Raw genomic sequence first — 15,153 nt, 5'->3', positions numbered from 1 at the left:
CGCCGCCTTCCTTCAGGAGCCGGTTTACGTCACTGCGTCAGGGTGAGCACGAGTGTGGGTGCGGCCGTGCTGCCGGCTTCCTTGGAGTTGAGGTCCAGGCCGTCGCCGCTGTTGGCGTCCATGCCGAGGGAGAGCTGTTGGCCGAGTTCACCGGCCAGGCCACTGACGGTCAGGGGAACGCTGTAGTTGGTGTTGGTCGTTGTCGGGCCTAGCGTGCCGATGCTGGTGCCGAGGGCCGGGCGGTTGCTGTACGTGATTCCGGTTTCGGTCCAGCCGTCACCGGCCAGTTTGATGTTCTGCGTGCCTGTGGAGCCGCTTCCGGCGCTGCGCAGCTGCAGCGTCGCGCTTTCCAGGGTCCTGCCCGCGTAGGCGGACAGGTCGAACTTCAGGTATGTGACCTCCACCGGGCTGTTGTCCACGCCCAGCATGGTGCTCGTGCCATTGTTCGTCCCTGTTGCTCCGCTGGTGACATAGCTGTCAGCGGTGGCCGTGAGCGTGACGCTCTCCGTCGTGCCGCCGGCGACGGCAGCCGTGGTGAACGTCCAGGTCTTGTCCGCGGCCAGCGTGTTACCGGCAGCATCCTTCACTCCGTCGGTGCCGCCCTTGATCGTGGCGGTGTATGTTGTACCGGCCGTACCTGCCGCCAGGTCGGCATCAGGGTTCAACGTCACCACCCGGTTCGTGCTGTCGTACCTCACATCCGCCGGCACCGTCGTCGTCCCCGTGCCCGTCCCCGTCGTCAGCGTGAAAGTGGCCGGCGTGATCGTCGCGGCATCCATCGCCTCGGAGAAGGTCCCTGTCACGTTCGCCGTCACCGCCACGCCGGTTGCACCGGCAGCCGGAGACGTACCGGTCACGGTCGGAGCCGTCGTATCACTGGGGGTGCCGCCGCCGCTGGCGGGGCTCAGCGTGAGCACGAGTTTGGGTGCGGCCGCGCTGCCGGCTTCCTTGGAGTTGAGGTCCAGGCCGTCGCTGCTGTTGGCGTCCATGCCGAGGGAGAGCTGTTGGCCGAGTTCACCGGCCAGGCCGGTGGCGGTCAGGGGAATGCCGTAGTTGGTGTTGGTCGTTGTCGGGCCGAGGGTGCCGATGCTGGTGCCGAGGGCCGGGCGGTTGTTGTACGTGATTCCGGTTTCGGTCCAGCCGTCACCGGCCAGTTTGATGTTCTGCGTGCCTGTGGAGCCGCTTCCGGCGCTGCGCAGCTGCAGCGTCGCGCTTTCCAGGGTCCTGCCCGCGTAGGCGGACAGGTCGAACTTCAGGTATGTGACCTCCACCGGGCTGTTGTCCACGCCCAGCATGGTGCTCGTGCCATTGTTCGTCCCTGTTGCTCCGCTGGTGACATAGCTGTCAGCGGTGGCCGTGAGCGTGACGGTCTCCGTCGTGCCGCCGCCGGCGGCAGCGGTGGTGAACGTCCAGGTCTTGTCCGCGGCCAGCGTGTTACCGGCAGCATCCTTCACTCCGTCGGTGCCGCCCTTGATCGTGGCGGTGTATGTTGTACCGGCCGTACCTGCCGCCAGGTCGGCATCAGGGTTCAACGTCACCACCCGGTTCGTGCTGTCGTACCTCACATCCGCCGGCACCGTCGTCGTCCCCGTGCCCGTCCCCGTCGTCAGCGTGAAAGTGGCCGGCGTGATCGTCGCGGCATCCATCGCCTCGGAGAAGGTCCCTGTCACGTTCGCCGTCACCGCCACGCCGGTTGCACCGGCAGCCGGAGACGTACCGGTCACGGTCGGAGCCGTCGTATCACTGGGGGCACCCGCGGCAGCCGTGGTGAAAGACCAGGTCTTGTCCGCGGCCAGCGTGTTACCGGCAGCATCCTTCACTCCGTCGGTGCCGCCCTTGATCGTGGCGGTGTATGTCGTGCCTGCAGCCAGGTCGGCGGTGGGGTTCAGCGTCGCGGTCCGGTCCGTGCCGGTGTACGTCACAGCGGCCGGCACCGTCGTCGTTCCCGTGCTCAGCGTGAACGTCTCCGGCGTGACCGTCGCGTCATTCATCGCCTCGGAGAAGGTCCCGGTCACATTCGCCGTCACGGCCACACCGGTGGCACCGGCAGCCGGAGAGGTATCCGTCACGGTCGGAGCCGTCGTATCACTGGGGGTGCCGCCGCCGCTGGAGCCGCTGAGGGTGAGCACGAGTTTGGGTATGGCCGTGCTGCCGGCTTCCTTGGAGTTCAGGTCCAGGCCGTCGCTGCTGTTGGCGTCCATACCGAGGGAGAGCTGTTGGCCGAGTTCACCGGCCAGGCCGGTGGCGGTCAGGGGGACGGTGTAGTTGGTGTTGGTTGTTGTCGGGCCGAGCCGGCCGATGCTGGTGCCGAGGGCCGGGCGGTTGTTGTAGGTGATCCCGGTTTCGGTCCAGGTGTCAGTGGTGACCAGTTTGATGTTCTGGGTGCCTGTGGATCCGCTCCCGGCGCTGCGCAGTTGCAGCTCCGCGCTTTCCAGGGTTCTGCCCGCGTAGGCGGACAGGTCGAACTTCAGGTATGTGACCTCCACGGGGCTGTTGTCTACGCCCAGCAGGGTACTCGTGCCGTTGTTCGTCGTCGCCGCTCCGCTGGAGACGTAGCTGTCAGCGGTGGTCGTGAGCGTGACGGTCTCGGAGGTGCCGCCGCCGGCGGCAGCGGTGGTGAAGGTCCAGGCCTTGTCTGTGGCCAGCGTGTTACCGGCAGCATCCTTCACCCCAGTGGAGCCGCCCTTGATCGTCGCGGTGTATGTCGTGCCTGCTGCCAGGTCGGCGGTGGGGTTCAACGTCGCAACCCGGTTCGTGCTGTCGTACGTCACAGCGGCCGACACCGCTGTCCCTGTTCCCGTCGCCGTCCCCGTCCGCAACGTGAACGTGGCCGGAGTGATCGTCGAGGTGTCCATCGCCTCCGAAAAGGTCCCCGTCACATTCGCCGACACCGCTACACCGGTCGCACCATCAGCCGGAGAAGTACCCGTCACTGTCGGAGCCGTTGTGTCGCCGCCGCCGCTGCCGCCGCTGGGGTCGTAAGCGTGCCAGTACCGGCTGGTGGCGTTCACATCGGCCAGCAGCAGCAGACCGCTGTTCGCGGTGCCCCGCGCCGCGCTGTTCAGGTTTTGCTTCGTCGAGGTCACGTTGTGGACATACTGGTCGGCGTCCACGATATGAGCCGTCTTCGTGGTGGTGAAGCTGAAGTTGCCGGTGATGTCGCTCAGTGACGCGGACTTCTCGTAGATCGCACCGCCCGAGGTGGTGCAGACACCGGCGTTGGTCGTGCCGCTGGGCTTCGGATAGGTAGCGAAGGTCCGCAGCCTCTGCGTGCTCTCATCAATCAGGACAATCACCCGGTTCGGGCACTCCGCCACCGTCGCGATCGTGTGCGCCGACCATGCCGAGGTCGCATTATTCAAGGCCAACAGCTGGATCAGCGGCTGGGACGCCGACGTGAACGACGTCTTAATGGCCGCGAACACCCGGCCGCCGGAGGAATCCAGCCACTTCAGGTTCATATGGTCATCACCGCTGCGCTGCCCGTCCACCGCCGCCACAGGAGTGGTCCAGGCGGTGTTCGCCGCTCCGTCGACGTGGTAGCTCCAGTACATGCCGTCGGTGGCGTCACCGACCTGCCGGCTCCACATCACCCCGATCTTGCCGGGCCCGAACGCGATCACAGCCGAGGTGTCATCCACCGACACGTTGCTCAATGCCGCGGGATGCGGGAACGGTGTCCCCCACGTTGCTCCGTCCGTGCCGGTGACGTTCAGGTAGATCCGGTTCGCCTGCTGCCAGGTAGCCCACACCCGGCCCGTGGAGTCCTTATCGATGGTCAGGGCCTCGACACGGTGGTTGTTGATGGTTGACGAACCCCGCAACGTATAGGTCTTGCTCGTCGCGTTGTAGCTGTAACGCCGCATCGTCGTCGGGAAGTTCGGCTCGGCCGGCAGGCCGTCGTTGACGAACCGGTAGCTCGCCACGTACAGCGTTGTCCCGTCCCACAGCACGTCATGATGGGTGTTCGCCCGCGTGTCTGTCGCCACACCGGTATCAACCCACGAGCTGGTCGCGGCATTGAACCGGAAGATATGAAAATCCGAGCTGGCAGTGTCCCACAGGTTCCCCCACCAGGACCCGTCGTTGAACCACAGGCCACTCGTCGCCCGCTTCGAACCCGTCGGCGTCCCCGTCCCCGTATGCGAGGGACCCTCAACCCCAACGTCACCCGGGGCGGCCGACGCCGGGACCGGCACCACCAGGACACCACTCAACGCGAGCAGCAGCGCTGTCAGCAGTGCCGGGAACCTTAAGTTCCGCGACGCGCGTAGACGAAGACCACCTCCACGCCTTACGCCAAACCAGGAAGTCCTGCGACCCCCAGCACGCCCGCCCGTGCGGAAGAATGTTGCTGCCTGCAGTTGAACGTCGAGCTGTACAGGGTTGGTCACTAGCCTCACCACTCATTGGAGTTGTTTGTCTATGCCAGTCCCGGCCAACGTTTCCGTTGGGGACGGTACTTCGAAGCGCCTGCTGCTGCGGTCCTGGCACCTTGTGTGCACTCCCCCTTGGGACATAGTCGACGGAACAACTGGTAAAAAGGTTGGGATTTTTTCAGTCGACCCCAGTTTTAGGGGTTTAAGATTCCTTGGAAGCCGGCAAGTCCCAACGCCGCACTTTACCCTTGGCCACCCCGGTGTAGGCGGGCGTGGCCGGGCGCTGTTCTACTGCACGAGCTCTAAAGCGGGCGCCAAAGAAACGAAGTCCTACCTACACTTGGTTGCGTGACTGATGCGCTGGTTGGCCATGCCTACGCCGCGCGTGCAGCGGAAACACGAGCGTGCTGGCATGGTACTCCCCCATTCATCTGGCTCCGACCGAGCTACCTCAGGCTCTCTCCTGGCTCGCGCGGGTACTCGGGCCACACGGGCACCTGCTCGTTGGCTTTTTCGAGGAGCGCCAGCCGAGCCGCTCGATCATGCCGCATGCAGCCATCGCCGCGATTACCGTTGAAGGCTAGCCGGGCAACACAATTGACTGACTGTTCGTACCCTTGGCTAGTCAGCTCTCAGGTGTATGGTCCTCTCCCCGGTCACGCCGTCCGTCGAGCGATGCGCTGCTGCTGCTCTGGGGCACCACAATGTGGACGGCGTTGCGCTCGATTGTGAAGTTGGTTGGTGTCTCGGTAGCGATCTCGCCGTCGAGGTTCACCGACAGCCGAGGCTCAGTGACCAGCCGGACACTCCGGCTGGTCAGGTGGTGCACCCGGTCGTGCCTGACGAAGCTTCCGTCCTTGAGCAGCCGCGCGACCCTCACGTGCTCGCGCAGCGGCGCTACCAGGATGGCGTAGATATCAAGAATATGGTCGTCGATCCCCGCCGTCGGCGAGACCGTATTGCCGCCTCCGTAGTGCCTGCCATTGCCGACGGCCACCTGGAGCAGGTCCTCGAGCTCCATCGGCCCGTGGTCCCCTTCCGGGAACTCGAGACGGGCTCGGAACGGCTCGTGTCGACGGTAGGCGAGCAGGGTGGCAATGCCGTACGCCAAGGGCCCGAGATGCCGCTTCAGGCGGGGGCTGAGAACTTGGGTGACACCCACCGACAGGCCAACCGAGGCTACGTTGAGGAACGGCTGGCCGTTCGCCCGTCCAAGGTCGATGTCGACCACCTTCCCGCCTGCGACGGCAGCGCACGCCTTGTCCAAATCAGTTGGTATCTCAAGCGTGCGGGCGAGGTCGTTTGCAGTGCCGAGCGGAAGGACGCCGAGCACGACGTTGGTGCCAGCAACGCTACCGGCGGCGGTGGCAACAGTCCCGTCTCCGCCACCGACAATGACCAGCTCGTGCCCGTCCGCAACCACCCGGTCGAGCGTTTCGGCCAGCTCCGCACCGGAGAGCACGCGGTGCACGGAGGTGATCGGCACGTCTGCCTTTCGCAGCGCGACCACGGCGCGTTCGTGCGCCGCCGCTCCCCGGCGGGACCCGGCGTTAATCACCACGGCAGCAGAGCCTGCGTCTCGGGCAACTTTCATGTGGTAAGTCCATCTACTTGAGAAGTCCCTGCGATAGCCACAGCACCGCCAGCCGCTACTGTGGCACCGGCGTGCCCCAGCCCAAGCCCAGCCCTAGCCCTCAAGCCGCCCGTATGTGCTGATCACGTTGCCCTTGCTGGTCCGGGACTGGTCCTGAAGTTCCAGCCGGGTGAGCGGGTCGCCGTCCTCGAACAGGCGGCGGCCGCTTCCTGCGACCACAGGGTGGGTCATGAGTGTGAGCGAGTCCAGAAGCCCGGCGAACAGCAGCTGCCGCGTCACCGAGATGCTGCCGCACACTGCGATCTCGCCGCCGCCGCGCTCCCTCAGCTTCGCTACGTACTCCTCCAGCGGGGCATCCATCAGGTGCGAGTTCTGCCATTCCAGAGGCTTGCTGAGCGTCCGCGACGCCACGTACTTCTCAACAGGGTTGATGAAGGCTGCGAAGTCCTCGTCCGCTGCGGCGGTGGGCCAGTAGCCCGCCCACTCCTGGTAGCTCACCCGCCCCAGCACCACCGTGTCCACAGTGCCCATCATCCTGGTCAGTCCCTGAGCGAGTTCGTCGTCGAAACTGTCGAATTGGAACATGAACGGATCCGACACTATGCCGTCAACGGAATGAAACAGGCCGGCGGTGACTTTACGCATTTGGGACCTCCCATGGAACTCAAGCGGACAAGGGCCACCGTACTGGGATACCCGAGCGGGCGGAAGATGCCAATGGACGGGAGCCATGAAACCATGTTCCCGCGCGAAGGTCGTCAGTAAACTGGGACGCATGACCGAGCAGGAACCGGCACCGTCAGGGGCCGCTGCGACTGCAGACGGCGGCGCGGGCGTCCCCGATGACGTGGCCGTTACCTCAACGCAGGTCGAGGATGCAGGGGCAGCCCGCCTGGCTGATCCCGGCGCCGTCGACACGTCCTTGCGCAGCCCGGCGCAGCGTTCCCGTACATTCGCCGGAATTCTGGTGAACACCGCCCTCGCCAACATCACTACCAGCTACCTGTGGTTCGCCCTGACATTCTGGGTGTACCTGGAGACGCGCAACGTGATCGCCACGGGGGTGATCGGCGGGGCCTACATGCTGCTGATCGCACTGTCCAGCATCAGCTTCGGCACGTTCGTGGACCGCTACCGAAAACTGGCTGTGATGCGGTCTGCCGCGGCCTTCACCTTAGTGATGTTCCTGCTCTCCGGAATCATGTTCCTGCTGACACCCACTGCACAGCTGCTGCACCTGACCCAGCCGTGGTTCTGGCTCTTCACCCTGATCATCCTCGTCGGAGCGGTGGTGGAGAACATGCGCAACGTTGCCCTCTCCACCACAGTCACCATCCTCATCGAACCGGACCGGCGGGCCAACGCCAACGGAATGGTGGGCATGGTGCAGGGGCTGGCCTTTATCGTCACCTCGGTGCTGTCCGGCCTGTCGATCGGGTTACTGGGCATGGGCTGGACTGTCGTGGTCGCCGTCGTGCTCACGGCGCTGGCCTTCGTGCACCTGCTCACGCTGCGCATGCCCGAGGAGGTGCGGGTGGCCGCCACAGACGCGCACGGGGCGTTCGACCTGCGCGGTTCGCTTGCGGCCGTGCTTGCCGTCGCCGGACTGTTTGCCCTGATCTTGTTCTCCACGTTCAACAACTTCATTGGCGGCGTCTACATGGCGCTCATGGATCCCTATGGCCTGGAGATGTTTCCCGTGGAGTTGTGGGGGGCCGTCTTCGCGCTCGGTTCCACCGGGTTCATTGTGGGCGGCGCGCTAATTGGCAAGTTCGGCCTGGGGCCCAACCCGTTGCGCAGCATGCTGCTCGCGGTCATCGTGATGGGGGTCCTCGGCGCTGTGTTTACGGTCCGGGAATGGGCATGGCTGTACGTCGCCGGCATCTGGCTGTACCTGGTCCTGATACCTGTCGTGGAGGCCGCCGAGCAGACGGTCATCCAGCAGGTTGTGCCACTGCCCAGGCAGGGCCGGGTGTTCGGATTCGCCATGGCGTTTGAGTCTGCGGCAGCACCGGTCACCGCGTTCGTCATCGCGCCCATCGCCCAGTTCTGGATCATTCCGTACGCACGGTCGGCTGAAGGCGCCGCCCAGTTGGCCCCGCTGCTGGGCGAGGGCGTCTCGCGCGGCATCGCCCTGGTGTTTCTGATCGCCGGGATCATCATGGCCGTAGCCGCGTTGCTCGCCTTCCTGACTCCGGTTTACCGCCGGGTCTCGGCGTCGTACGCCCGGGCGGCTGCCGATGCATCGGGGACGGCGGGTCACACCTCTCCCCCGCCCAAGGATGAGTAGGAACCCGCATACTTGGGACGCCCGAGGGGCCGGTAAGCCTGGATGGTGATTCCCCCGGGCGTAGTCCGCGAGCTCACCAGATCGAGCGCGATGTCCGGCCCCGAATCGGGGAACAGACGCTTGCCCTGGCCCACGACGACGGGATACGTAACCAGATCGAGCTGGTCGACCAGCCCGTCGGCGAGTAACCATCGGACGAGTACGCCGCTGCCCGGAACCAGCAGATCCCCGTCGTGATGCGTCTTTAGGTCAACGATGGCCGCGGCGATGTCGCCGTGCAGGACCGTGGTGCCCGCCCACTGGGGTCGGCGAGACTGGTCGACACCACGTATTTGGGCCGGCTGTTCAGCGCGGAAGCGATGGGGTTTGTGCTCGAATCTGCCATCACTCCCCAGTAGCCGGCGAAGATCCCGTACGTCCGCCGGCCGAAGAGGAACGCGGCCGCGCTCCCGTAGACCTGGTTGAGATAGTCACCGGTTTCCGCGTCAAGAAGCGGCATGGCCCATCCCCCGCGCTCGAAGCCGCCCGTGCGGTCCTCATCAGGCCCGCCCAACCCCTGCATCACGCCGTCCACGGAGACGTTGGTCGTGGTTCTCAGCTGCATGTCGTGTCACCTCGTCGAACAACGTCCGCAGACGCTTCTTGGTCTATTCTGCCTGCTACAGCCAAGCACGCACGCGGGGGGCCTTGCGAGGGCGAAGCCCTATTTCAAGCCTCGGATTCTTCGAGCACGTGCGCCGCATTGGGCTGGAAACCGAAAACCGGCGCTTTCGTTTGGATTTGCTCACATATTTTGGACCGTAACAGCTCGCTACCATGAGGTGACCGGACAAAGCCGTCCGGGCGGATCGACGCAGAAGGAAAGCCATGACCGCGGTTACGGTGGACGACATCCTTTCGGACGTCCCTTTGGGTTTCGCCAGCCTCATCCTGCGCCCCGCCCCCGAGCGTTCGGTCATCGAGCGGTTCCTGATTGTCGACGGCGATGATGAGACGTCCGACGCCGGTGCCGCCTTTGTGCTGCTGATCGGCGTCCGTGGGCGCTCGGCCTTGCCCGCGCTTCGGCGGCTCCTGGGGAACCCGCCGCCGGTCGTCGCCGTCAAGGGAACGCGCGAAGAGCTGGCTGACGCCGAAGAACTCCTCAGTGCCGCAGGAACCGGGCTGCTGCTCGTGGAGCCGTCCGCCGACTGGGACCGGCTGCTGTCCATCTCCAAGGACCGGATCCAGCCGCGCAGCTACCAGAGCGAAGTGCTGACGCTGCTCGAAGAGGACCTGTTTGCCATCGCCCAGACCACCGCCCGGCTGACCTCCAGCCACGTGGTCATCGAGGACGCCGCCAACAAGGTCCTGGCCTACTCCACCGTTTCCAACGACATCGACGAACTGCGCAAGGCATCCATCCTGGCCCGGCGCGGCCCGCGTAAATACGAACTGCTGCTCAAGGATCTCGGCGCGTACCGCGAACTGCACAGAACCCGGCTGCCCGTGCGTGTGCCTGCGCGCCCGCAGGACGGCTTGCGGGAACGCGTCGCAATTACGCTTTTCGCCGGAGAGCGAGTCATGGGTTACATCTGGCTTCAGGAAACCGGGGACGGCTTCGGCAGTGACGTTGACTATGTACTGACAGGATCAGCAGCCAGGGTTTCCGCCGAGCTCATCCGTTATCGCAACCAGCAGTCCGTGCACATGCGCGAGGACGTGATTGCCCGGATCCTGTCCGGCCCTGCGGAGGCCGCCGCCACTGCCCACAGCGGGAAGATTCCCGTAGACCGACCCGCGGCGCTGATCCTGATCGGAATGTCCCAGTCGGACTCCCAGGCTGATGACGCGGCGCTGAAGCACGGCGAGCTTGCAAACCTTGCGTCCATCCATGCGGCCGCCTACAAGGCGTCCGCGGTCATCGGCCAGTTCAGGGGCGACACGGCCGTCATCATCCCGGGCCTGCAGTCCGCCGCGTCCGAACCCGGTCTGCGCAGCATGGCTGAATCCATCGTCCGCGACGCAGCCAAGCACCTGGGCATCAGCCCTTTTGCCGCCGTCGGCCCGGTAGCCCCTGACCTGCTGACACTCCATACCGTCACCCCAGTCACCGAGGCCCTGCTTGACTGTGTAGGGGCCTCCGGTGAAGCCTCCGTCGGGACGGTGGCTGAATTCGAGGGCGAAATCCTCTACCGCGATGCCGTCCGGAGCTTTCTGTCGTCGACGTTCCGCCACCGCAGCCTGTCCGCCCTTTTACGTGACGACGGCGAACTCGCGGAGACCCTGCGGGTGTACTTTGATGCCTCGCTCGACGTTGCCGAGTGCTCCAAACGCATGGGACTGCACAAGAACACCGTCTACTACCGCATCAGCAAGGCCGCCCGGGTCACCGGGCTGGACTTCGGCGATCCACGCGATGCACTGGTGGCCCTGCTCCATGTACAGGAATGGGCGGACATCCACAAAGAACCTCAAGGCAGGAAATGACCACAACGCTCGATGCGCCGCCCTTGAAACCGCTACTTGATGACATTGTCCGAACCCATCGGCCGCAAAGGGAATCCGGCTCCGTCCCGACCCACATTCCCTCCCTGGCAGCAGTTCCCTTCAACAGGTTTGGGATAGCTGTGGCTACGGCGTCCGGGGAGGTCTTTACTGCAGGGGACGCCCATATTCCGTTCTCAATCCAGAGCATCTCCAAGGTGTTCACGCTGGCGATCGCCCTACAGCGTGGCGGACCGGGATCGGTGTGGTCACGGGTGCTGCGGGAACCTTCCGGCACCGCCTTCAACTCGCTGGTTCAGCTGGAAGTGGAGCACGGCATCCCGCGTAACCCGTTCATCAACGCCGGCGCCTTGGTGGTCACCGACCACCTGATGGAGGAAACCCCCGACGCCGCCACCGCACTGCTGCGCTTCCTCACGGGCGAGGCGGGCGGACCGGGGCCGTTCATCGACGAGCCAGCGGCCGCCAGTGAACTTTCCAACAGCAGCCGCAACCTCGCCCTGGCCCACTTCCTCAAAGGCTTCGGGAATCTCCGGCAGTCCGCCGGGTCCGTGGTGGAAAGCTACGTGCGCCAGTGCTCGATCATGATGACCTGCGTGGAACTGGCCAAGGCCGGGCTCTTCCTGGCGCGGGACGGCCGCGGAAACTCCGGAACAGTGCTGTCCCGGAGCGAGGCAAAGCGCATCGGTTCCATCATGCTGACCTGCGGCATGTACGACGCCGCCGGTGAATTCGCCTACCGTGTGGGACTGCCCGGGAAAAGCGGCGTGGGCGGCGGCATCCTGGTCATCGTTCCGGGCCACTGCACCATCTGCGTCTGGAGCCCCCGTCTGGACGCCAAAGGCAACTCCCTTGCGGGCAGCGCTGCCCTCGCTGACCTGTCCGACCGCACCGGCTGGTCTGTTTTCTGATCTGCGACGCCCGGCTCTCCCCCGCGGTGCCCGGCCCGGCGCCCACATCCGCCACTCATAGCCTCCACCAGTCAGATCTTTCCCGGATCGAAAGGAACACCATGCCTTACAACAACCCCAATGATGCGGTTGCGTTGCACCAGGCTGTCCCGCACCCGGCCGTCACGGACCACACGGTCCCGGCGCAGGCGCATGCCACCGAGACCCTCCTGCACGCCGAGGATAAGGGTTACCACAAGAGCCTGAAGCCGCGGCAGATCCAGATGATCGCGATCGGCGGTGCGATCGGCACCGGCCTGTTCCTGGGTGCCGGCGGGCGCCTGAACGCCGCGGGCCCCTCCCTCGTGATTGCCTACGCGGTGTGCGGGTTCTTCGCGTTCCTGATCCTGCGCGCCCTGGGCGAGCTGGTCCTGCACCGGCCCTCCTCGGGCTCGTTCGTCTCCTACGCCCGCGAGTTCTACGGCGAGAAGGCCGCGTTCGTCTCGGGCTGGTTCTACTGGATCAACTGGGCCACCACCACCATCGTGGACATCACCGCCGCAGCCCTGTACATGAACTTCTTCGGCAACTACGTCCCCTGGATCGCCGCCGTGCCGCAATGGGCCTGGGCGCTGATCGCACTCATCGTCGTGCTGTGCCTGAACCTCGTCTCCGTGAAAGTCTTTGGCGAGATGGAATTCTGGTTCGCCCTGATCAAGGTCGCAGCCCTGGTCGGGTTCCTGATCGTGGGCACCTACTTCGTCATCTTCGGCACCCCCGTCCCCGGGGCCGAAACCGGCTTCAGCCTCATCACCGACAACGGCGGGATCTTCCCCACCGGCCTGCTGCCCATGATCATCCTGATGCAGGGCGTGCTGTTCGCCTACGCCTCCATCGAACTCATCGGCACCGCCGCCGGCGAAACCGAAAACCCCGAAAAGATCATGCCCAAAGCCATCAACTCCGTGGTCTTCCGCATCGCGGTGTTCTACGTCGGCTCCGTGATCCTGCTGGCCCTGCTGCTGCCCTACACCTCCTACGAAAAAGGCGTCAGCCCCTTCGTGACCTTCTTCGGCTCCATCGGCATCCAGGGCGTGGACGTCATCATGAACCTCGTCGTGCTCACCGCGGCCCTGTCCTCCCTGAACGCCGGGCTCTACTCCACCGGCCGGATCCTGCGCTCCATGTCCGTCGCCGGCTCCGCCCCCAAATTCGCCCAGCGCATGAACAAAGCAGGCGTCCCCTACGGCGGCATCGCCATCACCGCCGGAGTGTCCCTGCTCGGCGTGCCGCTAAACTACCTCGTCCCCTCCCAGGCCTTCGAAATCGTCCTGAACGTCGCCTCCGTAGGCATCATCGTCACCTGGGCCACCATCGTGCTGTGCCAAATGCAGCTCAAACGCTGGGCCGACAAGGGCTGGCTGAAACGCCCCTCCTTCCGCATGTTCGGCGCCCCCTACACCGGCTACCTCTCCCTGCTCTTCCTCCTCGGCGTGCTGGTCATGGTCTTCATCGACTCCCCCCTGACCCTGCTCGTCACCCTCGTCGCCTGCGCCCTCATGACCGCCGGCTGGTACGCCTGCCGCAAACAAATCCACGACATCGCCCAAACCCGCGAAGGCTTCACCGGCATGTCCCCCGTCATCGCCAACCGCACGCCCCTCAGGTAACGGCCACAAACCCCGCCAGTCCGCTAACCAGCCAAAGAAAGCACATGACAACAGAGTCTCAGTCCACGTTGACCGCATCCGACAACCGTTCCCGCGATGAACGGCCCCACGAACCACAGCCCGGGCCGGCCGGCTCCACAGGCGGAGCCGAAGCACATCGCCCTTCCCTGAAATCCGCCGGCCATGTCATCGTTGATTCACTCGCGGCCCATGGCGTGGAACGGACCTATGTAGTGCCCGGTGAGAGCTTCCTGGACGTCCTGGACGGGCTGCACACCTCGGACATCGAGACCATTGTGTGCCGGCACGAGGGCGGGGCAGCCTATATGGCCGAGGCAGACGGAAAAATGAACCAGCGTCCCGGGGTGGCCATGGTCACGCGCGGCCCTGGGGCCGCCAATGCGCACGTCGGACTGCACACAGCATGGCAGGATTCGACTCCGATGCTGCTGTTCGTCGGGCTGATTCCGTTCGCGCACCGGGACCGTGAAGCGTTCCAGGAGTTCGATATCAAGGCCTGGTTCGACACCGGCGCCAAGCGGGTCATGGTCCTCGACCACGCGGAACGGGCATCCGAAATTGTGGCCGAGGCGATGTTCGCCGCGATGAGCGGGCGGCCGGGCCCGGTGGTGGTGGGTCTTCCCGAGGACATCATCCGGCAGCAGATCCACCCGGAGCTGCACCCGGCTATTCCGGTGGCAGCGGGCGGCATGAGCAGCAGGGACGCCGAGGCCCTGAAGACTGCGCTGGCCCAATCAAGCAAACCTCTTTTTGTGACGGGCGGCAACGACTGGAGCCAGTCGGCGGCTGACCGGCTCACCGCCTGGCTTGAGCGGCACCAGATACCCGCTGCTGCGGAGTGGCGCACCCAGGGAACCGTGTCCTGTGATTCCCCGTCCTATGTTGGCCCCATCGGCTATGGCCGCCCGCGGCCCACATATGACCTGCTCGAGGAAACTGATCTCCTGGTATTTGTGGGCACGGTGCCGGGAGACGTGATCACGGACGGATTCGTCTGCCGACAGGACTGGAGCAAGAAAAACTTCCTGGTGACCGTCGACCCCTCCTTGCGAGGCCGGTCGGGGCCGGTCTCACGGCAAATCCTGGCGAAACCGGAAGCGTTCGTCCTTGGCTTAGCGGAGATCGAGCTGCCGGTGAAGGAGGAGTGGAAGGCATGGACGGGCCGGATGCGGGCTGAGCAGGAGTCCTTCGCCGCGCTCCCCCCGTCCACTCCCGCCGCCGGACGGGCAAGAATGGACACGCTGATGGCGCACCTCGTCCCCGGACTGCCGGAGGACGCACTGGTGACGTTCGGGGCCGGCGAGCACACCAACTGGGCCCACCGGTACTTCCCCACCCGCCGCTACGCTTCGATGATCAGCGCCCGGAACGGCTCCATGGGCTACTCCATCCCCTCTGCCATCGCGGCGTCCCTGGCGGAACCGCACCGCCGCGTGGTGACCATTGCCGGCGACGGGGAATTCCTGATGAACGGCCAGGAACTGGCCACCGCTGCCCAGTACGGTGCCACCCCCCTGGTCATCGTCATGGACAACCAGGAGTACGGCACCATCCGCACCCATCAGGAGCGGCATTACCCCGACCGTGTTTCCGGCACCCAGCTGAAGAATCCGGACTTTGGCCTGATGGCCAGGGCATTCGGCGGTTTCGGTATCACAGTCACCGAGGACAAGGCCGTTCCGGCGGCCCTGGACGCGGCTCTGGCCGCTATTGATGAAGAGGGCGTCTTCGCTCTCATCCATCTCGTGGTCGAACAGCGGGTCAAGGCGTACCCGACAACCGTCTGACGGGACGGCGGACGACGGCGGGACCTCCCGCCGTCGTC

Annotated in this window: 10 protein-coding genes; 5 read left to right on the top strand and 5 right to left on the bottom strand. The window is 65.2% G+C overall.

Annotation, left to right across the window (positions count from 1 at the left end):
* Positions 1 to 29: 29 nt before the first annotated feature.
* The 3 genes from M1E01_RS09395 to M1E01_RS09385 all read right to left on the bottom strand — a co-directional run bounded on the left by M1E01_RS09395 (position 30) and on the right by M1E01_RS09385 (position 6,618).
* On the bottom strand, positions 30 to 4,226 hold the full coding sequence (locus M1E01_RS09395; RefSeq protein WP_457974922.1) for an Ig-like domain-containing protein: 4,197 nt from the start codon (positions 4,224 to 4,226) through the stop codon (positions 30 to 32).
* Between the two features lie 778 nt (positions 4,227 to 5,004).
* Positions 5,005 to 5,973, bottom strand: coding sequence for a lipid kinase (locus M1E01_RS09390; RefSeq protein ID WP_457974755.1), 969 nt, complete (start codon positions 5,971 to 5,973; stop codon positions 5,005 to 5,007).
* Between the two features lie 93 nt (positions 5,974 to 6,066).
* Positions 6,067 to 6,618 carry a dihydrofolate reductase family protein gene (locus M1E01_RS09385; protein ID WP_457974754.1) on the bottom strand — a complete coding sequence of 184 codons (552 nt, stop codon included), beginning with the start codon at positions 6,616 to 6,618 and terminating at the stop codon, positions 6,067 to 6,069.
* A gap of 130 nt (positions 6,619 to 6,748) precedes the next feature.
* Between M1E01_RS09385 and M1E01_RS09380 the strand changes: the two genes are divergently transcribed.
* Entirely contained in the window at positions 6,749 to 8,263 is a 1,515-nt protein-coding gene (locus M1E01_RS09380) for an MFS transporter (protein ID WP_457974753.1), read from the top strand.
* On the opposite strand, the gene M1E01_RS09375 is transcribed toward M1E01_RS09380, so the two are convergent.
* Together M1E01_RS09375 and M1E01_RS09370 are read right to left on the bottom strand one after the other, a co-directional pair.
* Positions 8,233 to 8,520 (bottom strand): dihydrofolate reductase family protein, encoded by a 288-nt coding sequence (locus tag M1E01_RS09375; protein ID WP_457974921.1) that lies wholly within the window; start codon positions 8,518 to 8,520, stop codon positions 8,233 to 8,235. The two genes, M1E01_RS09380 and M1E01_RS09375, sit on opposite strands and share 31 nt — an antisense overlap.
* The gene (locus tag M1E01_RS09370) at positions 8,508 to 8,867 is read right to left on the bottom strand and encodes a dihydrofolate reductase family protein (protein WP_457974752.1); all 360 of its coding nucleotides are present in this window, start codon (positions 8,865 to 8,867) and stop codon (positions 8,508 to 8,510) included. Before M1E01_RS09370 ends, M1E01_RS09375 begins: the two co-directional genes overlap by 13 nt.
* A 263-nt stretch (positions 8,868 to 9,130) precedes the next feature.
* Between M1E01_RS09370 and M1E01_RS09365 the strand changes: the two genes are divergently transcribed.
* The 4 genes from M1E01_RS09365 to M1E01_RS09350 all read left to right on the top strand — a co-directional run bounded on the left by M1E01_RS09365 (position 9,131) and on the right by M1E01_RS09350 (position 15,115).
* Entirely contained in the window at positions 9,131 to 10,729 is a 1,599-nt protein-coding gene (locus M1E01_RS09365) for a PucR family transcriptional regulator (protein WP_457974751.1), read from the top strand.
* Positions 10,726 to 11,658, top strand: a complete 933-nt coding sequence (locus M1E01_RS09360) for a glutaminase (protein WP_457974750.1) — start codon at positions 10,726 to 10,728, stop codon at positions 11,656 to 11,658. Before M1E01_RS09365 ends, M1E01_RS09360 begins: the two co-directional genes overlap by 4 nt.
* Positions 11,659 to 11,759: 101 nt before the next feature.
* Positions 11,760 to 13,307: an amino acid permease gene (locus M1E01_RS09355; RefSeq protein WP_457974748.1), complete on the top strand. Its 1,548-nt coding sequence runs from the start codon at positions 11,760 to 11,762 to the stop codon at positions 13,305 to 13,307.
* A 44-nt stretch (positions 13,308 to 13,351) separates the two neighbouring features.
* A complete protein-coding gene (locus M1E01_RS09350) occupies positions 13,352 to 15,115 on the top strand; it encodes a thiamine pyrophosphate-dependent enzyme (RefSeq protein WP_457974747.1) in 1,764 nt (587 codons plus the stop codon).
* Positions 15,116 to 15,153 lie beyond the last annotated feature (38 nt).

The sequence above is a fragment of the Arthrobacter sp. D1-17 genome, assembly GCF_054130535.1.
This window is presented reverse-complemented; position numbering and strand designations above follow the sequence as displayed.